Source organism: Nocardia yunnanensis (assembly GCF_003626895.1).
In the GTDB taxonomy this organism is placed as follows: Bacteria; Actinomycetota; Actinomycetes; order Mycobacteriales; family Mycobacteriaceae; genus Nocardia; species Nocardia yunnanensis.
In genome coordinates, this window is record NZ_CP032568.1 from 1,107,961 (window position 1) to 1,128,079 (window position 20,119).

A 20,119-nucleotide genomic window follows, 5' to 3' on the forward strand; every position below is an offset into this window, starting at 1 on the left:
TGAGTTAGGGTTGCCTTTGTTTAAGTTAGGCAACCCTATCTCAATCGGCTAGGTGGCGGGCAGGACGCAACCGCCGTCGAGAATGCCAAGGTCGTACAGCAGCTTGTAGCAGGCCGGATCGTCGGGCAGCACCCAGTGGAAACCCTCCAGGAAGAACGTCGCCACCAGGTTGATCGCGATCACCAGCCCGAGCAATCCCATCGCCAGCAAACCCAGGGCACGATGCGCCCCTGTCGTCGGGATGACCTCCGACGCCGTCGCGTGCGAAAAGCTCAGCACCACACCGATGGTCGTGATCGCGGCGACGAACAGGATCCACGCCCACACGTACAGGTGCAGGCCCAGCACCGCGCCGCCGTACCCCTTGTCACCGGGCAGGATGTGCAGCATGGTCTGCCGCCAGGCGGTGAAACCGCCACCGAAGCAGGCGACCACGGCCAGGCCCCAGCCGACCATGTAGTCGCGGCGCGCGATGGTCCCGGTCAGGGCCCGGCGCACGATGTACGCGCCGCCGAGCGCGGCCAGCATCATGAAGTAGCGCTGCAACATACACAGCGGGCACGGGTAGTCCCAGGTGCCGAACTGCACGCCGAGGCCGCCGCAGACCACACCGGTCCAGCCGACGACGAAGATCACCGCGAGCCAGTACTGGATCTGCCCGGCGAACCCGCCGGCGGTACCGCGTGCGGTGGTCTCGGCCGGGGCGGCGGTCACCATGTGTACCCCAACCCGAGGCCGCTGGTGATGTGGTACTTCAGCAGTCCGGCGCAGACCAGGAGCACGATCCACCAGGCCGCCAGCACACGCCGGTGCGAACCCTGTTTCCAGATCAGGAACAGAACGCCTAGCAAACCCGCGAGTATCAGCGTGTCCATGGTCGCGGACGCTACCTGCTGTGCAGGTCAAAGGTTTTGAACGGCTGTCGGACACGCCGTGCCGAACCCCTTCGTCGGGGCATTGGCAAACCTGCGGCCATGACCGGTTCCCGCCGACATCGGACGGCCGCGCCGCGACGCCCCTAGACTCGACCCCGTGAGCGGTTGGGACATCTCCGACATCCCCGATCAAGCGGGGCGGACGATCATCGTGACCGGGGCCAACAGCGGGCTGGGCGCGGTCACCGCGCGAGCGCTCGCCGGCGCCGGGGCGCGCGTGATCATGGCGTGCCGCAATGAGATCAAGGCGCGTTCGGTGGCCGACGAGATCGGTTCCAACGCCCAGGTGCGGCGGCTGGATCTCGCCGACCTGGCCTCGGTGCGCGAGTTCGCCGACTCGATCGACGGCGCCGATGTGCTGATCAACAACGCGGGCGTGATGGCCGTGCCGCTCAAGCGCACCGCCGACGGCTTCGAAACCCAGTTCGGCACAAACCATCTCGGCCATTTCGCGCTGACCGGGCTGCTGCTGGACAAGATTCGCGACCGGGTGGTCACGCTGTCGAGCGGCATGCACGCCATCGGCCGCATCGACCTCGAGGATCCCAACTGGGAGCGGCGCTCGTATCAGCGCTGGGCCGCCTACGGCCAGTCCAAGCTGGCCAATCTGCTGTTCGCGCGGGAGCTGCAGCGGCGCTTGACCGCCGCCGGATCGACCAAGCTGTCGGTGGCCGCGCACCCCGGCTACGCCGCCACCGAATTGCAGGGGCACACCGAGTCCCTGTACGACACGCTGATGTCCATCGGCAATCGTCTCTTCGCGCAGAGCGCCGAAATGGGCGCGCTGCCAACCCTTTTCGCGGCGACCGCGGAGGTCGAGCCGGGCGGCTTCTACGGACCGACGGGGTTGCGCGGCATGCGCGGCTATCCTGGGCCCAGCACCTCCACGGCCGCTTCCAAGGACGAGGTGAGCGCGCGGCGGCTGTGGGAGCTCTCCGAACAACTGACCAAGATCAGCTACCCATTCGTCCGCAAGTAGGCGGGAGCCGGGAGACATGAGCATTCCCTTCGACCGGCGCGACCAACTCGACAAGATTCAGCAGGGCCTGCTGCCGGGCGAGCAGATCCTCGCCGTGTACGACGCCATCGGCGTGGGCACCGGCTTCCTCGGCCTCACCGACCGGCGCGTGGTCATCCAGGACAACTCGTTCGTGGGCAAGAAGATCGCCATCACGAGCATCCCCTACACGCGGATCTCGAGCGTGTCCATCCTGACCAACAAGTCCTTCGCCGGGCAGTTCTTCTCCTCCGGGCACCTCGCCATCAGCACCGGGTACAACACCTACGAGGTGGAGTTCCGCGGCGACGAGAAGACCCGCCACGTGCACGACGTGATCCTGCACTACATCCTGCACTGAACATCCTGCACTGAACGGGCCGTCTCAGTATCTGAGAAGCGGTTCTCACCGTGGGTGTCCCACGCCACACGCACGATCGCGGATCTCTGGTACAGTGCCGGGCATGCAGCGTGTGTATTTCTGGTTTAGCCAGCCGGCCCCGGGTGGGTCGTGCGGCGTGACCTCGCGCTGACATCCTCCACCCCGAGCCGGACGAGAACAGACCGGCTCCAAGGGGATTCGAACATTCCGCGGGTCGGCCTGGGACAAGGAACCCACCGATGACCAGCATTGCCCTCGGCGAACACGCCGATCTCGACAATCAGCGCACGCTGAGCGTGAGCCCCCTGAGCTCACCGCGCGAGGTCCGTGCCGCCCACCCGATCGACGACGTCCTCGCCGACACCGTGCGCGCCGGCCGCCAGGCCACCGTCGACGTTCTCAACGGCGATGACGACCGCCTCATGGTGATCGTCGGCCCGTGCTCGGTGCACGATCCCGACGCCGCCATCGACTACGCGCGCCGCCTCGCCGCCAAGGCCGCCGAACTCGACGATCGGCTGCACGTGGTGATGCGCGTGTACTTCGAGAAGCCGCGCACCACGCTGGGCTGGAAGGGTCTGATCAACGACCCGCACCTGGACGGCAGCTTCGACATCAACACCGGCCTGGACCTGGGCCGTCGCCTGCTGGTCGACATCACCGCGCTGGGCCTGCCGGTGGCGTGCGAGTTCCTCGACCCGATCACCCCGCAGTACATCGCCGACCTGGTCGCCTACGGCGCGATCGGCGCGCGCACCGCGGCCAGCCAGGTGCACCGGCAGCTGTCCTCGGCGCTGTCCATGCCGGTCGGCATCAAGAACGGCACCGACGGCGACGTGCAGGTCGCGGTCGACGGCGTGCGCGCCGCGGCGGCCTCGCACGTGTTCCCCGGCACCGATCTGGACGGGCGCTCCGCGCTCATCCGCACCGCGGGCAACCCGGACTGCCACGTCATCCTGCGCGGCGGCAGCAACGGCCCCAACTTCGACGCCGCCTCCTGCGCGGAAGCCCTACTGCGCCTGGAGAAGTCGGCGCTGCCGCAGCGGCTGGTGGTCGACGCCTCGCACGGCAACTCCAACAAGGACCACAACAAGCAGGTGGACGTCGTCACCGATCTCGCCGAGCGGATCGCGGCCGGTGAGGACACCGTGGTCGGTCTGATGATGGAGTCGTTCCTGGTGGCGGGCCGTCAGGACCTCACCCTCGGTCACTCGGAGGAGCTGACCTACGGGCAGTCCATCACCGACGCCTGCCTCGACTGGGACACCACCGCCGCCCAGCTCGACCGGCTCGCCGCCGCCGTCACCGCCCGTCGTGAGGCGCGCGGCTAGCCTTCCCGGCTCGCACCCGCTCGTTGCGAGTTCACCTCGCGCGGAACGAGTCCGGCGTGCACACTGAGTTCGGCCCACACCCAGTCCGGCGGGTGTGGGCCGAACTCATGTCCGGGACACGGCTGCTCAGACGCCCGGCGGCCAGTGCGGGCTGGGCGCAGCCGGATCGCCGCGCAGGCGGCCCGCGACCCACAGGTCACGGCGGGTGCCGCGCTGCACGCCGCCGCCGCGGATCAGGCCCTCGAAGTGAAAGCCCGCGCGGCGGGCCACCGCCGCCGAGGCGTGATTGCCGACGAAGGCCCGCCACTCCAGCCGCTCGAAGGCCAGACCCGCGGGATCGAGAGCGGCGGCGGCGACCAGCAGGGTGGCCCGGGTGATCAGACCCTGGCCGCGGGCGGCGACCGAGAGCCAGAAGCCGATCTCGCCGATGTGCTCGTCACGGCGCGGATACAGCGGGCCCAGCCCGATCATGCCGACGACCGGCCCGCCCGCGGCGCGCCGTACCGCCCAGGTGGGGCTGCGGGCGGCCCAGCCGGGGCCGACGATGTCGTAGATGAACTTCTCGGCGTCGGCCCGGTGGTAGGGGACCGGCATGGTGGTCCACGCGCCGATGGACGGTTCCTGGCACAGGGCGGTGATGGCGTCGATATCGGAGACGGCCGGCGGCGACAGCCAGACCGCGCCGTCGGAGAGGGATTCCGCGTCCATGCGGTCATGCTGTCACGGAAACGGGCGCGGGCGCAGCAGGTTTCCCCGTCGCCGGGCCGGGCCGGTGACGGGGATGTCGGGGGCCGGTCGTAGGATCGAGCCGATGGTTGCCGCTCTTCTCGCCGACTTGTTCGAAACGCATCGGCCGCATCTGCTCGCGGTGGCCTACCGGCTCACCGGCAGTGTCGGCGATGCCGAGGACGCGGTGCAGGAGAGCTGGTTACGGCTCTCGGTGGCCCGGCAGTTCGAGATCGAGGATCTGCGCGCCTGGCTCACCACCGTGGTCAGCCACATCTGCCTGGACCGGCTGCGCAGCGCCGCGGCCCGGCGGGAAAAGTATGTGGGGCAATGGCTTCCGGAGCCGGTCGTCACCGCGCTCACGCCGTCGAGCGCCCCCGACCCGCTCGCGACGGTGGTGCGCAAACAGGAATTTCGTTTCGCCGCACTGGTGGTGCTGGACACCCTGACGCCGCCGCAGCGGGTGGCGTTCGTGCTGCACGACGGTTTCGCGATGCCGTTCGGCGAAATCGCCGACATCCTGGGCGTTTCCGTCGACGCCGCCCGCCAGCTGGCGACCCGGGCCCGCAAGGCGGTGGCCCAGGCCCCCGCGCCGGTCGCCGACGACGAGCACAATGCCGCCGTGCAGCGGCTGCTCACCGCGCTCGCCGACGGCAATGTGGAAGCCGTTGTGGCGGCGCTGCATCCGGACGTCCGCACCGTCGGCGACGGCGGCGGCGTCGTCTCCACCGCCATCAATGTGGTTGCGGGCGTGGACCGCAACGTCCGCCTGTGGCTGGGCCTGTGGCGGCGTTTCGGGCTCTTCGACCCCGAATACGTCGGCCCCGGAAGAGAACTCGAACCGGTCCTGGTCAACGGCCAGTGGGGAATCCTCGCCCACGAGTTCGCCCCCTACGACGGCCACCCCGGCAGCCCGCAACGGGTCTACGGCTTCACCGTCCGCGACGGGCGCGTATGGGGCGTCTACGACGTCGTCAACCCGGCGAAACTGCGCGGCATTCGATTGCCGCACTGAGCCGGTGCGGCCGGGCGTGCGACCGAATCGGGGGTGTGGGGGCATGGCCCCCACCTCTGCGCCTGGGGGTTGGGGGGCGAAGCCCCTGAGAGTATCGAGAGTTGTACTACCCCTTGGGGTTTCCGAGGCAGAAGGTGGTCTTCGGGTTCGGGACGATGCGGAACCCGACCGCCGTCGCGGCGTCGCAGGCGAATTCGTCGGCCTGCCCGTCGATGCGCTTCAGCACCTTGAACGACGCTTCCGGAGCCGTGCACGCCACGAACTTGTAGCCGGTGGTCTGGCTCTCGTTGTAGCAGGCGCCTTCCTTGAAGTTCGGCGTCAGGCATAGGAACGCGGTGGTGCCGCCATTGAGCGTCTCCTCGTAGGAGGTCTGCTCGTCCTGGCAGCTGGTCTTCTGGTCGTACACCGCGGCGACCTTGTAGACGGCCTTCTCGTCGGTGCAGGCGACGGGCGAGGTCTTCGAATCGGTGGCCGAGCCGTCGATGACATTGATGCAGTCACCGACCTTGGACTTGGCGGTGCCGGACTTGCTCGCGTCCTTGAACATCGAACAGCCGGAAACGGCCAGCACGGCCACGGCCAGCGCCACGAGGGCGAGTACGAGGCGCCGCGGCGTCCTCGTTCCTGCGAACTTCACTAGCGAAAACCTTTCTCACCGAACAGTTCACGGCTGTGAACGCGGTGAGGATACCTGTGCGCCGGCACAACCCGCATCCGACGTGCGGGTTATGCCGAACGCGTATGGAACGCTCAGTGCAGCATGTGCAGGCCGTACATTCCCAGTACCGACAGATTGATGAGCAGAACGGGGAGGGCGCTCAGAAACTGCAGGGTGAAGGCGTTCAAGTCAGAACCTCTCGATCGGAAATATTCTGGGCGCGCGTCCAAACTGTGCCCGCGCTGTGTGTCGCTACCCACCGAAGCCCCGTTACACAAGCAGGTCAACGGGTTTCGCGACGCGGCTAGCTGGAACCGCTGCCCGAACCGGTGCCCGAACCGCTGTCAGCGGAACCGCTCGACGACCCGCCGGCCGAACCCGACCCGATCGGACCGGTGGGCACGGTCGCGCCCTTGGACCCGGGCCTGTTGATGTAGACCGTCACCGGTGTCGCGGCGTCCGCCGCCACCGTCACCACCCGCGCCCCCGCGGCCGAGGTGACGTGACCGCCGTCGACTCGCACCGTGTACCCGGCCGGATAGTGCAGATCGGAGACGTAGATCTCGGTCGGCGCGCTGGACGCGTGCGGGGTGTAGCGGTAGGCGAAGTCGCCGGTGTCCGGATCGAAGATCATCCGCCCGGGCGTGCCGGCGGTCGCGCGCGGATAGGTGCGCACCAACTGTTTGCCCAGCTCGCCGGTGAACGGATCCGGCTTCGGCCCGCCCGCCCCGAAACTCGACGTGTAGTGCCAGTACTGCCAACTGACGAACCGGTCGTCGGCGTTGACCAGGGTGTTCTTCAGGACGGTCGCGTCGCCGTCGCCGAATTCGGTGACCAGCGTGGGCAATCCGGTGCGCGCGGTGAAGGCGTCGATATTGCCCCAGGTCTTGCCCTGTTGCAGCGGGCACAGTCCGCGCAGGAAGGTGGGCAGGCCGCTGTAGATGGCCAGCTGGCTGGGAATGCAGTAGTCGTGCGGCGCGAAGGCGATATCGGGCGCGCTGATCGGCGGATTCTTGCCCAGGTTGGTGGGCATGGTCTCGTTCCAGGTGACATTGGGCTCCCACAGCACCATGAGATCGCCATTGCGTGCCCGCACGGCATCGGTCAGCTTCTGCATGGCCGCTTGATATTTCGTGTCGAAGCTCGCGCAACCGTTGGGGAAGCAGGACAGAAACGCCGAGCCGGGCCAGGGCTCGTTGAGCAGTTCGATGCCGAGCGCGCCCGGATGCCCGCTGACCCGGTCGGCGAGCGCGCCGAGCGCCTGACCCAGGTAGTCGAGCACCCCGTAGGTGTTGTTCCAGACCTCGTCCCAGCCCGCGTTCATGCTGGGCATCAGATAGAACAGCGGGAACCCGACATTGGGCTCGCCCGCGCCGGGCCGCGCGTGGATGGACCATTCCGGAAAACCGTTGCCGCCCCACACTTTCGACAGTCCGTCCTGGTGGTTGTCGAGCAGGGTGTGAATCCCGGCCCGCGCCAGGGTGTCCACCACCCCGGCGATCCGGTCGAGGTAGGCGGTGTCGATGACGCCCTGGGTGGGCATGAGCCCGTCGAACGAGACGCCCAGCCGGACGGTGTCGAAGCCGTGCCGTGCCAGCAGCGCCGCGTCGTCGGCGGTCAGGGTGAAGCCGTCGCCGGGTTCGATGTAGGGAGGTTGCTTGTCGACATTGTTGACGCCGTGCAGCAGCACGACCCGCCCGCTGTCGTCGAGGAAACGGGTGCCGTCGGTGTGGAGGCGTCCGGCGGTTTCGGTGTCGGCCGCTGCGGGACCGGGCGCGACGATCGCTCCCACGAGCACCGTGGCGACCAGACCTGCCAGCCACCTTCCCAGTCGCCCTGTGTTCCCGCGCATCGGCACCCCTGTTCAGTTCTCGGTTCGAGCGTCTAATGGACAAGCGTCCAAGTTGCGGGTGATCGTAGCCACCGAAACTCGGGTCTTGACCCGTTTTCGCCGGATTCGACGACCGCGATCGCCCGCTCACCTGCGCCCTCAGCGAAAACGACGCAGCTCACGTGGCCTTGTCGGTGCGTTCCTGGAGAATGGACGAGGCTCATTCGAGCCGGACAAGCCAGGGAGGTGCTCGTGACCGACGGTCCGCTCATCGTGCAGAGTGACAAGACGCTGCTGCTGGAGGTCGATCACGAGTCGGCCGACGCGGCGCGGCAGGCCATCGCGCCGTTCGCGGAGCTCGAACGCGCGCCCGAGCATGTGCACACCTATCGGGTGACGCCGCTGGCGCTGTGGAACGCGCGCGCCGCCGGGCACGACGCCGAGCAGGTGGTCGACGCGCTGGTCAGCTTCAGCCGGTACGCGGTGCCGCAGCCGCTGCTGGTCGACATCGTCGACACCATGGCCCGCTACGGCCGCCTGCAGCTGATGAAGCATCCCGCGCACGGGCTGGTGCTGGTCAGCCTGGACCGCGCGGTGCTGGAGGAAATCCTGCGGCACAAGAAGATTCAGCCCATGCTGGGCGCGCGCATCGACGACGACACGGTCATCGTGCACCCGTCCGAGCGCGGGCGCATCAAGCAGATGCTGCTCAAGGTGGGCTGGCCCGCCGAGGACCTCGCGGGCTACGTGGACGGCGAGGCGCATCAGATCGACCTGGACTACGAATCCAGCGACTGGCACCTGCGCGACTACCAGGAGCTGGCCGCGGATTCCTTCTGGGCGGGCGGCTCCGGTGTGGTGGTGCTGCCGTGCGGCGCGGGCAAGACCATGGTGGGCGCGGCGGCCATGGCCAAGGCCAAGGCGACCACGCTGATCCTGGTCACCAATACCGTGGCCGGGCGGCAGTGGCGGCGCGAGCTGCTGGCCCGCACCTCGCTGACCGAGGACGAGATCGGCGAGTACTCCGGCGAGCGCAAGGAGATCCGCCCGGTCACCATCGCCACCTATCAGGTGATCACGCGCAAGACCAAGGGCGAGTACCGCCATCTCGAGCTGTTCGACAGCCGGGACTGGGGTCTGGTCATCTACGACGAGGTGCACCTGCTGCCCGCGCCGGTCTTCCGGATGACCGCGGATCTGCAGTCGCGCCGCCGCCTCGGCCTGACCGCCACCCTGGTCCGTGAGGACGGCCGCGAGGGCGATGTGTTCTCGTTGATCGGCCCCAAGCGCTACGACGCGCCGTGGAAGGACATCGAGTCGCAGGGCTGGATCGCGCCCGCCGACTGCGTCGAGGTGCGGGTCACCCTGACCGATGCCGAGCGCATGGCCTACGCCACCGCCGAGCCGGAGGAGCGCTACAAGCTGTGCTCCACCGCGCGCACCAAACTGCCGGTGGTGGAATCGATTCTGGCCAAGCACAAGGACGCGCCGAGCCTGGTGATCGGGGCGTATCTGGATCAGCTGGACGAGCTGGGCGAACACCTGAACGCCCCGGTCATCCAGGGCTCCACCCGGACCAAGGAGCGCGAGGAGCTCTTCGACGCCTTCCGGCGCGGGGAGATTCCGGTGCTGGTGGTGTCGAAGGTGGCCAATTTCTCCATCGATCTGCCGGAAGCGTCTGTGGCCGTGCAGGTTTCGGGCACCTTCGGATCGCGGCAGGAGGAGGCGCAGCGCCTGGGCCGGCTGCTGCGGCCGAAACACGATGGCGGCCAAGCTCACTTCTATTCCGTGGTCGCACGTGACACGCTGGACGCCGAATATGCTGCGCATCGGCAGCGTTTCCTTGCGGAACAGGGGTATGCCTATCGCATCACCGATGCGGACGATCTGCTGGGGCCGACGATAGGATAAGTGGAGGAAGAGCCTCCATAAGGCGGGAGGGACGCACGTGCGGCGCTTCGAATTCACCGTGGACCGTGACCACGCCCGGGCGGTCAACGAGGTCGTCGCGTACCTGCGCCGACTCCGGATCTGGGCGTACACGGCGGCCGTCGTGCTGGGCCTGGGCTGCGCGTTCCTGGTCTGGGTCAACCACCCCTGGTCGTGGCTGCTGGCGGTGGCGTTCCTGCTCGCCGCGGTGACCGCGCTGTTCATCGGCTACTGGATGCCGCATCGTGGCCGGGTGGACAAGCTCTACGCCGCCGGCGATCTGGTGCCCGCGGTGGTGTCGGAGACCGACGGCGACGGGGCGACGCTGCTGGCGTTGGTCGATCTGGCCAAGCCGAGCGCCAAGGGGCCGCGCTACGCCCTGGTCACCCGGACCGTCCGCTCGCTGCCGGGGCATCGGGCGCGGGCGGGAGAGCGGGTGCCCGCCGTCACCGTGCGCGTCGACCGCGCGCCCGGCCCGGTCGGCGACCTGTGGCAGACCGTCAGCGCCATGCCCATCGCCTGGGGCACCCGGGATCTGAACATCATCGAGCGCGCCCGCGAGGCCATCAACGAGGTCGAGTGGAAGTTGCTCACCGACAACCTGGATCTGGCCGCCAAGGTGCGCGGGGCCGACGCCAAGCGGCTGCTGCTGGATCCGCAGCAGTTGCCCGAGGAGCTACGCGGCTGAGCGGAGCGCGCGATTTCGCTTGCGCCCCTTCGTAGGATGGGAGGATGATTCCCGTCGCGAATGTGGTGGCGTTCCTGATCGCGGCCTTCGTTCTCATCGTAATACCCGGTCCCGGCGTGCTTTTCGTCATCGGACGGGCCCTGTCGTACGGCCGGCGGGCCGCCCTGCTGTCGGTGCTGGGCCACTCGCTCGGCGTCGTCCTCATCATGGCGGCGGTCGCGGCGGGACTCGGCACCGTCGTCGCGGCGTCGGCCATCGCGCTGGCCGTCGTGAAGTTCGCCGGGGCGCTGTATCTGATCTATATCGGCGTGCAGGCCATCCGGGAGCGGCGGTCGCTGCGGGAGGCGTTCCAGGCCAAGGCCGAACCCGTCGGCACCGGCCGGGCGCTGCGGCAATCCGTGCTGGTCGGGGTCACCAATCCGAAGGCGATCATCTTCTTCTCGGCGGTGCTGCCGCAGTTCGTGGCCCCGGAAGCCGGTCCGGTGCCGGTGCAGATGCTGGTTCTCGGGTCGCTGTTCATCGCCATCGCGCTGGTCTCGGATTCGGTCTGGGCCCTGGTCGCGGGCACGGCGCGCGAGTGGTTCGCGCGTTCGCCCAAGCGGCTGGAGGCGGTCGGCGGCGCGGGCGGGGTGCTGATCATCGGGCTGGGTGCGAGCGTGGCCGTGTCGGGCACCACCAATTGAGACATCGGCCGATTAGCATCGGCTGGTCGGCTGACGGGTCAATTCGAAGGAGCTGGTAGGAGCGCATGAGGCGGGACTGGCGGTACATGGTGGTGGGGGCGGTACTGCTGGCGGGCGCGAATGCGGCACCAGCGCAAGCGGATTCGGGTGACCCCTTCGCGGGCGCGCCGGGGGCCGGGGATCCGTACTACCCGTTGGACGGCAATGGCGGCTACGACGTCGGGCACTACGACGTCACGATCTCCTACGATCCGCCGTCGCATCGCATGACGGGGTCGACGCGCATCGACGCGGTGGCCACGCAGGCGCTGCGGACGTTCGATCTGGATTACAGCGGTCCGGCCCTGACCACGGTGACCGTCGACGGCCTGCCCGCCGCGTTCACTCGCATCGGCGAGCACGAATTGGTCGTGACGCCGATGATTCCGCTGCTGCCCGGGCTGCCGTTCACGGTGCGGGCCGACTACGGCGGCGAGGTGACCGGCACCGACGGCGAGGGCTGGGTGTTCTCGCCCAGCGGCGGCGCTTTCGTGGCGGGCGAACCGCATTCGGCCAGCACCTGGTACCCGCTCAACGACACGCCCTTGGACAAGGCCACTTTCACCCTGCACGCCACCGTGCCGCAGGAGTGGGAGGTGATGTCGAACGGCGACAAGGTCTCCGACACCGTGACGGGCGCCGACCGCACCGTGTCGTGGGAGATGCGGCAGCCGGTGATCGGGTATCTGACCACCATCGCCATCGACAAGTTCGAGTACCTGGAACAGCGGCGCGCCAATGGAACTCGACTGCTCAGCGCCTTCGCGCCCGGCGCGCAGAAGGCCCGGGACGTGGAGTCGCGGCTGCCGGAGATCCTGGACTTCCAGGAACAGCTCTACGGCCCGTACCCGTTCGACGCCGCCGGCGGGATCTACGTCGACACCGACCTGAACTTCTCCCTCGAAACCCAGTCGCGGCCCATCTACGCGCCCTGGACCGACCTGGACACCGTGGTGCACGAGATCACCCACCAGTGGTGGGGCGACTCCATGTCGGTCAAGCAGTGGTCGGACGTCTGCCTGAACGAGTGCTTCGCCAGCTACACCGCCGACTACCTGTGGCCGGAACGCAAGGACGGCAAGGACGTCGACGCCATGTACCGCGACACCGTCGCGAAATACCATGACGATCCCAAGTTCTGGGAGATCGCCCTGCAAAACCCCGGCGTCGGCAGCGAATTCACCTCGGTCTACTACCGCGGGCCGCTGTTCCTGCACGCGCTGCGCCGCACCATGGGCGACGACGCCTACTTCCGGGCCGTGCGGGATTTCGTGATGGGCCACAAATACGGCAACGCCTCCATGCCGGAGTTCCGCCAGTTCGTGCAGACGCGCACCGCCCACGACCTGTCGGGCTTCTTCACCGCCTGGCTGGACCGCACCGACCGCCCCGCCGACGAATTCCTGTTCCCCGGTTCGCTGCGGGCCTGATCAAGCCGGGAGCGGCCGGGTCCGATCCGACAGCACCAGCGCGGCCATCGCGCCCAGCACGGACCCGGTCACCCACCGCTGCAGGCGCAGCCACAGCGGGCGTCCCGCGAGGAAGCTCGCGACGGCTCCCGCGCTGAGCACGATCAGTCCGTTCACGGTGAGCGCGACGCCGATCTGGATGGATCCCAGGCACAGGCTCTGCAGCCACACCCGGCCGTGCGCGGGCACGATGAACTGCGGAATCAACGCCATGTACAGAATGGCGACCTTCGGATTCAGCAGATTGGTGACCAGTCCCATGGTGAACAGCCGCCGCGCCGGATCCGCGGGCAGCTCGGTGGGACTGAACGGTGAAACCCCGCCCGGCCGCAGCGTTTTCCACGCCAGATACAGCAGATAGCAGGCTCCCGCGACCTTCAGCGCCAGATACAGCGTGGGCACCATGCCGAACACTGCCGTGATCCCCGCCGTCGCCGCCACCAGGTAGACCCCGAACCCGACCGCCACCCCCGCGAGCGACACCAGACCGGCCCGCCGTCCCTGGGACACGGTCCGCGACACCAGATACATCATGTTCGGTCCCGGAGTGAGCACAAGTCCGAGCTCCGCCGCCGCCACTCCGAGCGCTGCACTCGTTTCGATCATGCGCCCAATTCTGCGGGACCGGTCCGGCTCTGTCGCGGTCCAGTCTCGAGGGGGTGGACCCGCGCTAGCGGATCGCCTCGGCGCTGTGGCCGGCGCGGAGGCGGCGAATGCCCTCGGCGATGGTTTCCTCCTTCTTGCAGAAGGTGAAGCGCACCAGGTGGTTCCAGTCGGCCTGGTGGTCGGCGAAGACGCTCACCGGCACGGCGGCGACGCCGAGGCGGGCGGGCAGCTCGCGGCAGAAGTCGTAGGCGTCGGTAGCGCCGAGCGGAGTGACGTCGGCGCAGACGAAATAGGTGCCGTCGCTGCGCTTCACGCCGAAACCGGCGTCGGCGAGGGCGGCGGAGAGTCGAAGTCGCTTCTCCGACAGGGTGTCTCGCAGCGCGCTCACCCACTGCTGCTCGTGATTCAGGGCGTGGGCGATGGCGGGCTGGAAGGGGCCGCCGCCGACGAAGGTGAGGAACTGCTTGGCGGTCAGCACCGCGTCCAGCAGCGGCGCGGGCGCGCAGGCCCAGCCGATCTTCCAGCCGGTGACGCTGAAAGTCTTTGCCGCGCTGGAGATCACGACGGTACGCTCGAACATGCCGGGTAGCGTGGACAGACTGATGTGCCGGTGCCCGTCGAAGGTCAGGTGCTCGTACGCCTCGTCGGACATGACGTAGAGGTCGTGTTCGATCACGAGGTCCGCGATGGCGGTGAGATCGGCCTCCGAGAGCACGGTCCCGGTCGGGTTGTGCGGCGAATTCAGCAGCAGCAGGCGGGTTTTCGGGGTGATGGCGGCGCGCAGGCTGTCCACGTCGAGGGTGAAGCCGTCACCGTCGGGCACCAGCCGCGCGGTCCGGCGGTTGGCCCCGGCCAGGGCGATGGCCGCGGCGTAGGAGTCGTAGTACGGCTCGATCAGCACCACGTCGTCACCGGGTTCGACCAGGCCGAGCACCGTGGCCGCGATGGCCTCGGTGGCCCCGACGGTCACCAGCACCTGCGAGCCCGGGTCGTAGTGGGTGCCGTAGCGGCGCGCCCGATCCGCGGCGATGGCCTGCCGCAGCGCGGGCACCCCGCGTCCGGGCGGGTACTGGTTGAATCCGTCGGCGATCGCCTGCCGTGCCACCTCGAGCATGCCCGCGGGCCCGTCGCTGTCCGGGAAGCCCTGGCCGAGATTCACCGCACCGTGCCGGACGGCCAATTCGGTCATCTCGGCGAAGATCGTCGAGGCGAACGGCTGCAGACGGGCGACGGTCGGAATACGGGACGGCATGTCCGGAGAATAGTGAATGCGCGACACGCTCGCGCCCGCAGGGGCTCCGCCCGACCGCTAGCCGACCAGCGCGACCGAGGCGATCCGGTGCAGGGTGAAATGGCGGACCGCGCCGGTGACCGGGTCGCGGGCGTCGAGCTGACCGCCGCCGACCTGGAGCGGTTCCACGACTCGCTGGGTGGCCACGCCCTGCGCGTCCACGTAACCGATGTGGACCGACCGCTTGGTCCTCGCCGCGAGTTGCAGCAGGTTCAGGGTGGCGGCCGTGCTCGTGCGCGAGCCGTCGGACCGAACCGCCTGTCCCGGGCGGGCATTGGCGGCGCGCTCACCCGCGCGCAGTTCACCCACCAGCGCCCGCAACTGCTCGACGTTCGGCGGGTTGGGCCGCCATGCCGAGCGCTGCGACGCCCGCGCGGGCAGCCGCGCGCCCCGGGGCCGCAGATCCACGATGGCGCCCGAGGAGTCCTCGCCCGCCGGGCTGAAACCCGCGGCGCGCAACCGTTCCAGCACCTCGCCCAGCGCCGCCTGCGAGATCGCGACCGTCGGCGCGACCGCGCGCAGCGCCAGTTCCCCCGCCACCGGCGCGGCCAGCACCTCGGCCAGCAGCGCCGGGTCCTCGCTGCGCACGAAACTCTGCGCCATCCCCGCGCGCAGCCGGCCGTGGCGGCGCGCCACATCGTCGATGAGATACGACAGCGACTGCGGCACCGGGGTCCGGGAATGGGTGCGGAACAGATTGTGCAGTTCCGCGGCGGTCGCGCCGGCGTCCAGGGCGCGCCGCACCGACTGCTCGCCGATCCGGTACACCGTTGCGGCCCCGGCCGATTCGACATCGGCGACGAGTTCGATCCGATCCCGCAGCTCCGGGACCAGCGGGCCGGGCGCGATGACCGTCAGATCTGCCTGCACCAGTACGTGATCCACCGGCTCCGGCAGCGCGTTCGCCATCTCGGCTTCGGCGTCCTCGGGACTGCCGTGCAGCAGGGCCCGGCCCGCCGAGGTCACCGCGCCCCGCGCCACCAAACCCAGCGACTGCGCTTCCGCCAGTGTGCTTTCCAGCGCCTCGCGCCGGTAGTGCCGCCGCCGGCGCGGCTGCCGCCAGGCCAGGACACGCCCCAGGTCGGCGGCGGAAACCTCGGTGCCGGGCGGGAATTCGGCCAGCAGGTCCAGCAGGGCGCGGCGGTCGCGGACGGCGTGCGAGGTGCGCAGTTCCGCCGAGAGCGCGGCGAGGGGTTTGTCGTTGGCGTCGCGCAGGCCGATCATCCACGGGAAGCGGTCCAGCTCCAGCCACGCCTGTGCCAGCACCGCCCAGCGGCGCGGCGGCACCACCGCGAGCCAGGCGTCGGCGGTGGTGGTGGGGGTCCAGTAGTCGTCGGTGCCGTCGCCCTCGGGCGCGGGCTCGGGGGTGCCCTTGTCGATGAGCCGCGCCGCGACCAGGACCTCGGCCAGCAGCCCGAGCCGGTTCTCGTCCAGCCCGGTCTGTTTGGCGATGCGACGCAGTTCGCGCACCCCGAGACCGCCGGAGCGCAGCACCGGCGCGGGCGCCTGGCCGAGCACCTCGAGCACGGCGGCACTGTGCCGCAACAGTTCTCCCACCTCGCCCGCGGCCGCCGCGTTGACATCGGCGGGGGAGTGCTTGGTGATCTCGGGCTGCGGCGGTTTCAGCGCGTGCGGATCGGTGACCGGTTCGTTGCGCAGCACCTGACCCACCGCCACGGGCAGTTCGACGGTCTCCTCGTCGATCCAGTTCAGCAAGCGGCGTGACAGCAGCCGCTGCACCGGGCGCTCGCTCGCGGTGCCGGGCGCGGCGTCGCGGGTGCGGCCGCGCGGTCCGGTGGCGGCCAGCTTGTCCAGCAGCGCCCGCTCCTGCGGCGTGGATTCGGCCAGGGCGGCGGCGATTTCGGGTTCGGTGAGCGCGTCCGGCAGTTCGGTGGTGCTGCCCAGCGGCCAGGGCAGCGCCTCCTGCGCGGCGGGGCTCAGCCGCAGCCCGGTGTCGGGACCCCAGACCAGGGCGCGGGCGCGAAGTTTCTGTAGGGCGGCGTTGACGGTCGCGGCCGGGACGCGATCCGACAGCAGCTTGCGCAAGGTCTTGGCGGGCAGGGGCGCACCGTGGCGGCCGTCCGCCGCGCCCTGAACGACAAGGGTTTCGATGATCGCGAAGTCGAGGGTGTCCAGTTCGTCCCCGGCGCGCAGCACCGACGCGCGCTGCTCGGTGCGGGCCGCGAGCACCGCCATCGAACCCGGCAGGGGGACGGCCAGATCCGGCCGCAACTGCAACAGTGTGACGAGATCCTCGTCGCTGCGCTTGGCCAGCCACTCGGCCAGCGTCGCCTCGGCCCGCGCGGACTGCCGGGCCGGGGCCGCCGCGCCGGAATCGGCGGCCGAAGCGGTCGTGGGGGTTTCGGTCACGTCACCCGATCCGCCGGGCCGGGTGGACGCGGTGGGGCGGCCGCCGCGCGGACCAGGCGGACGAAGGGGCCTGGAATCGTCTGCGCGGCGGCCGCTCCGCGACGAGCGCCGTTAACCGCATGGTTGTCGGTCGTGCGCCGGATCAGCGGTTGACGATGGTGTGCGGGTGCACGTAGGGCAGCTGATCGGCCGGAAGCGGGAACTCGGTGTCCTCACCGTACGGGGACAGCCCGCCCGAGCGGGTCGACGAGAGCTCGGTGACCGCGTGATCGCCGTTGGCCATCTCCGGCCAGCCATTGTCGACATAGGGTTTGTTCGATTTGTTCACCACGCCGCTCATTCTGGCATGACCCCCGCAAGGTCGCCCCTCTAGGCACCCGGAAGTTTGCTCCGGGCACGGCGTTCCACCGGCAACCCCCTGATGAGCCTCGAAGCCGCGGCGGCAAAACGCCCCGCGAGCTTCGCCGTTGGGGTTTCAGGGGCGAAGCCCACGGCGTTGGGAGGTATGGCCGCGAGTCCGAGAGTTGCCAAAAATCACGAACGCCCCGCGTCGGCATTGACGCGGGGCGTTCATGGAGAGGGAACCCTGGTTGCTACTGGGGCAGCAGGCCCTTGTTCGCCTCGAAGAAGTTGACGATGCTCGGGTCGAGCTGAGTGCCACTGGCCTTGGTGGCGTTGAGGAAGTCCAGGGCGGGCTGGGGGATGTTGATGCCCTGCGACTGCGCGACCGCGATCGCGCGATCGACGGCCTGGAACACTTCCTGGCTGCCGTTGGCGCCGGCGCCGGGCCCGGCCTGCTGCGGCGCCCACTGCGGGGTGTCGGAAGCGGCGGGTGCGGGGGCGCTGCGCGGCGTGGCGGCCGAGGTGAGGCCGAGGCTCGAGGAGCAGGAGGGCCAGGCGCCCCAGCCCTGCGTGGCGAGCACCTTCTCGGCGACCGCGATCTGCTGCTCGCGGGTGGCCTGGTTGGCGGTGGGGGCGTATTCGCCGCCGCCGTGGGCGGTCCAGGTGCCGGGAGAGAACTGCAGCCCGCCCTGGAAACCGTTGCCGGTGTTGATACCCCAGTTACCGCCTGCCTCACACTGGGCGAGGCGGTCCCAGTCGGAGTCGGGTGCCGCGCTGGCGTTACCTGCCATGGCCACTCCCGCGCCGCCGAGCGCGATGCCCGTCAGGGCAACCTTGGCGACAGTGCGGCCGGTGTTGGTCGGCTTGCGATGGCGTCCACTCATTTTCGGGTCTTTCCTCTCGTACGCGCCTGCGAGGCCGACTACCGGGGTCGAACTGAGAGGTCGTCCGGCCCGGCGCACATATCGTGCGCTGTTCCTCGTCTTCGCCCCTGGGTCCAGTTGGGGGTCCGTACCCGCGGGGCGAAGTTCGGTGCGGCGGGCCGGTGGCGCCGGGCTGACCCGGCTGGTGGAGAACACTACGACGCCGGCCACGAAAAATCACCATTTGATAACCGCCGTGTCTGTCCGGGTCACCCACCGGCGCAAGGGGTTCCGATCGGCTTCTGCGCAGGTGGTCACGGCGAGTCCCGGCCGATAGGGGTCTGTCACCTGCCTGTGACCTTCTCGTTATGTGACGAACATCACAGGCGTGGCCGGGTAACGAAAGGGGCAATCTCCGTGGTGGCGCCTCAGCGGGCGCGCCGGCCCGACCACAGCGCATGCGCCAGCGCGCACAGGAAACCCAGCGGCGCGCACATGGCGAGCAGATACAGCCACAGCCCCGGCTTGGAATCGGTCAGCCCGGCGATGCCGAAGATTGCGACAACAGCCAGCAATCCAATCGCGAACAGGCCCAAGGCGATATAGAGCAGCGGGCCCGCCGAACCGCGAGGCGACTGCTTGGAGGGAGTCTCGGACACCTCTGCACCGTAAAACTGATGTGCTCGCGCTATTCACACCGGGGTAGACTCGACGACAATCGCGTCCTGCATAGCTGTGTGGGGCGCGTTCTTTTCGCAAACGGAAAGGCGGCGGGCGCGGTGCGCTCGCGGCCGTGAATGTGCCCGGCGCGCCCGGGCTCGAATGACGAACGGGTGAGCGCAGTGCCGACCGGCAAGGTGAAGTGGTACGACGTCGAAAAGGGCTTCGGCTTCCTGTCCCAGGATGAGGGAGAGGATGTCTACGTTCGCTCGTCGGCGCTGCCCGATGGGGTCGAGGCGCTCAAGCCGGGACAGCGGGTGGAATTCGGGATGGCCGCGGGTCGCCGTGGGCCGCAGGCGCTTTCGCTGAAGCTGCTGGAAACCCCCAACCTGCGCGAGGAGCGCGGCGGCCGGGGCGAGCGCGGCGACCGCCGCGGCGGCCGCAACGACGCCCCCGTCAACCGCAAGGAACCCGATGAGCTGCACGGCCTCATCGAGGACATGATCACGCTGCTGGAGACCAAGGTGCAGCCGGATCTGCGCCGCGGCAAGTATCCGGACCGCAAGACCGCCCAGCGCATCGCCGAAGTGGTGCGCGGCGTGGCGCGCGAGCTGGACCACTAGGCCGGACCGAGCGACGAAAGAACCCCGGTGACTTGGTCACCGGGGTTCTTTGCTGTCGAAAGCGTTCGCGGGCAGCCGGGTTCAAGCGGCGGTGCGGATCGACCACACGGCGTGCGGGACGTAGCCCTCCTGGCCGTTCTCGTCGCGCGCCGGGACGGGGAGCTGGAATTCGATGCCCGCCAAGCGCAGTCGTGCGTCGGCGGGCGTCTCGATGGTCAGGGCGCGGCAGTCCTTCAGCGACTTGCCCGGATTGGCCGGCTCCGGCGTCAGCGGGCTGGGGATCTGGCAGGACTTCTCCACCTTGTCCGAGTACCACACGGTGGTCTGGGCGGCCTGCCCGTTGGGCAGCGCGTACACGACCGCCATCCGCCAAGGGGCGTCGAAGATCTCGTTGGGCAGCGACAGCTGCAACGGGGAGCCCGGCGGCACGCTCAGATCCGAGATGGATTGGCTGTTGTCGCAGTCCTCCATCTTCAGCTGATTGTTGTCCACGTGCACACTGCAATACATGAACGGCCGCACCGACACCGACTTGCCGTGGGCGTAGGCGCTCAGCTCCGGCTTGGGCTTGTCGGTGTGCTGCACGGCGATCGTGACCACGGCGGCCACCGCCGCCACGAAAACCAGCAGTGCCGCTCCCGCGAGAGCGACGATCGTGCGGGTTTTGGATTGGCTCACCGG

General features: G+C 69.1%; 21 protein-coding genes. 9 read left to right on the forward strand and 12 right to left on the reverse strand.

All coding sequences use genetic code 11. From position 1 onward, the window contains the following. Positions 1-48: 48 nt before the first annotated feature. On the reverse strand, positions 49-717 hold the full coding sequence (locus D7D52_RS05230; RefSeq protein ID WP_120735296.1) for a disulfide bond formation protein B: 669 nt from the start codon (positions 715-717) through the stop codon (positions 49-51). Further along, on the reverse strand, positions 711-875 hold the full coding sequence (locus tag D7D52_RS37565) for a DUF5993 family protein (protein WP_162958165.1): 165 nt from the start codon (positions 873-875) through the stop codon (positions 711-713). The genes D7D52_RS05230 and D7D52_RS37565 overlap by 7 nt, the downstream gene beginning before the upstream one ends. A gap of 157 nt (positions 876-1,032) precedes the next feature. Here D7D52_RS37565 and D7D52_RS05235 point away from each other — a divergent pair, with 157 nt between their 5' ends. From D7D52_RS05235 to D7D52_RS05245, 3 genes are all read left to right on the forward strand, one after another. Next, on the forward strand, positions 1,033-1,914 hold the full coding sequence (locus tag D7D52_RS05235) for an oxidoreductase (RefSeq protein WP_120735297.1): 882 nt from the start codon (positions 1,033-1,035) through the stop codon (positions 1,912-1,914). A gap of 16 nt (positions 1,915-1,930) precedes the next feature. Beyond that, entirely contained in the window at positions 1,931-2,293 is a 363-nt protein-coding gene (locus tag D7D52_RS05240) for a PH domain-containing protein (RefSeq protein WP_120735298.1), read from the forward strand. Between the two features lie 260 nt (positions 2,294-2,553). Then, entirely contained in the window at positions 2,554-3,645 is a 1,092-nt protein-coding gene (locus D7D52_RS05245) for a 3-deoxy-7-phosphoheptulonate synthase (RefSeq protein ID WP_120735299.1), read from the forward strand. 126 nt (positions 3,646-3,771) lie between these two features. Here D7D52_RS05245 and D7D52_RS05250 read toward each other — a convergent pair whose 3' ends face one another. Further along, on the reverse strand, positions 3,772-4,353 hold the full coding sequence (locus tag D7D52_RS05250; protein ID WP_120735300.1) for a GNAT family N-acetyltransferase: 582 nt from the start codon (positions 4,351-4,353) through the stop codon (positions 3,772-3,774). Positions 4,354-4,456: 103 nt separating this feature from the next. Between D7D52_RS05250 and sigJ the strand changes: the two genes are divergently transcribed. Further along, complete coding sequence (gene sigJ / locus D7D52_RS05255; protein ID WP_120735301.1) at positions 4,457-5,386, forward strand: RNA polymerase sigma factor SigJ; 930 nt, start codon at positions 4,457-4,459, stop codon at positions 5,384-5,386. A 106-nt stretch (positions 5,387-5,492) separates the two neighbouring features. Here the strand turns inward: sigJ and D7D52_RS05260 are convergent, their stop codons facing one another. Beyond that, positions 5,493-6,023 carry an LppU/SCO3897 family protein gene (locus D7D52_RS05260; RefSeq protein WP_120735302.1) on the reverse strand — a complete coding sequence of 177 codons (531 nt, stop codon included), beginning with the start codon at positions 6,021-6,023 and terminating at the stop codon, positions 5,493-5,495. A gap of 325 nt (positions 6,024-6,348) precedes the next feature. After that, on the reverse strand, positions 6,349-7,896 hold the full coding sequence (locus D7D52_RS05265) for an endoglycoceramidase I (RefSeq protein ID WP_120735303.1): 1,548 nt from the start codon (positions 7,894-7,896) through the stop codon (positions 6,349-6,351). 231 nt (positions 7,897-8,127) lie between these two features. Between D7D52_RS05265 and D7D52_RS05270 the strand changes: the two genes are divergently transcribed. The 4 genes from D7D52_RS05270 to D7D52_RS05285 all read left to right on the forward strand — a co-directional run bounded on the left by D7D52_RS05270 (position 8,128) and on the right by D7D52_RS05285 (position 12,644). Then, a complete protein-coding gene (locus D7D52_RS05270; RefSeq protein WP_120743825.1) occupies positions 8,128-9,786 on the forward strand; it encodes a DNA repair helicase XPB in 1,659 nt (552 codons plus the stop codon). A gap of 37 nt (positions 9,787-9,823) precedes the next feature. Beyond that, positions 9,824-10,492: a DUF3239 domain-containing protein gene (locus D7D52_RS05275; protein WP_120735304.1), complete on the forward strand. Its 669-nt coding sequence runs from the start codon at positions 9,824-9,826 to the stop codon at positions 10,490-10,492. 44 nt (positions 10,493-10,536) lie between these two features. After that, complete coding sequence (locus tag D7D52_RS05280) at positions 10,537-11,175, forward strand: LysE family translocator (RefSeq protein WP_120735305.1); 639 nt, start codon at positions 10,537-10,539, stop codon at positions 11,173-11,175. A 65-nt stretch (positions 11,176-11,240) separates the two neighbouring features. Further along, positions 11,241-12,644, forward strand: coding sequence for a M1 family metallopeptidase (locus tag D7D52_RS05285; RefSeq protein ID WP_120735306.1), 1,404 nt, complete (start codon positions 11,241-11,243; stop codon positions 12,642-12,644). Here D7D52_RS05285 and D7D52_RS05290 read toward each other — a convergent pair whose 3' ends face one another. From D7D52_RS05290 to D7D52_RS05315, 6 genes are all read right to left on the reverse strand, one after another. Further along, positions 12,645-13,289, reverse strand: coding sequence for a LysE family translocator (locus D7D52_RS05290; protein WP_120735307.1), 645 nt, complete (start codon positions 13,287-13,289; stop codon positions 12,645-12,647). Positions 13,290-13,353: 64 nt separating this feature from the next. Continuing rightward, positions 13,354-14,541: a pyridoxal phosphate-dependent aminotransferase gene (locus D7D52_RS05295; RefSeq protein ID WP_120735308.1), complete on the reverse strand. Its 1,188-nt coding sequence runs from the start codon at positions 14,539-14,541 to the stop codon at positions 13,354-13,356. 57 nt (positions 14,542-14,598) lie between these two features. Beyond that, positions 14,599-16,950, reverse strand: coding sequence for a helicase-associated domain-containing protein (locus tag D7D52_RS05300; RefSeq protein WP_120735309.1), 2,352 nt, complete (start codon positions 16,948-16,950; stop codon positions 14,599-14,601). 142 nt (positions 16,951-17,092) lie between these two features. Beyond that, positions 17,093-17,290, reverse strand: coding sequence for a hypothetical protein (locus D7D52_RS05305; RefSeq protein ID WP_425464610.1), 198 nt, complete (start codon positions 17,288-17,290; stop codon positions 17,093-17,095). Positions 17,291-17,543: 253 nt separating this feature from the next. Further along, on the reverse strand, positions 17,544-18,176 hold the full coding sequence (locus D7D52_RS05310) for a transglycosylase family protein (protein ID WP_120735310.1): 633 nt from the start codon (positions 18,174-18,176) through the stop codon (positions 17,544-17,546). Positions 18,177-18,583: 407 nt separating this feature from the next. Further along, entirely contained in the window at positions 18,584-18,814 is a 231-nt protein-coding gene (locus D7D52_RS05315) for a hypothetical protein (RefSeq protein WP_120735311.1), read from the reverse strand. A 183-nt stretch (positions 18,815-18,997) separates the two neighbouring features. Between D7D52_RS05315 and D7D52_RS05320 the strand changes: the two genes are divergently transcribed. After that, positions 18,998-19,438: a cold-shock protein gene (locus D7D52_RS05320; protein WP_187703191.1), complete on the forward strand. Its 441-nt coding sequence runs from the start codon at positions 18,998-19,000 to the stop codon at positions 19,436-19,438. A gap of 81 nt (positions 19,439-19,519) precedes the next feature. Here D7D52_RS05320 and D7D52_RS05325 read toward each other — a convergent pair whose 3' ends face one another. Further along, positions 19,520-20,116, reverse strand: coding sequence for a DUF2771 domain-containing protein (locus D7D52_RS05325; RefSeq protein WP_120735313.1), 597 nt, complete (start codon positions 20,114-20,116; stop codon positions 19,520-19,522). Positions 20,117-20,119: the final 3 nt, after the last annotated feature.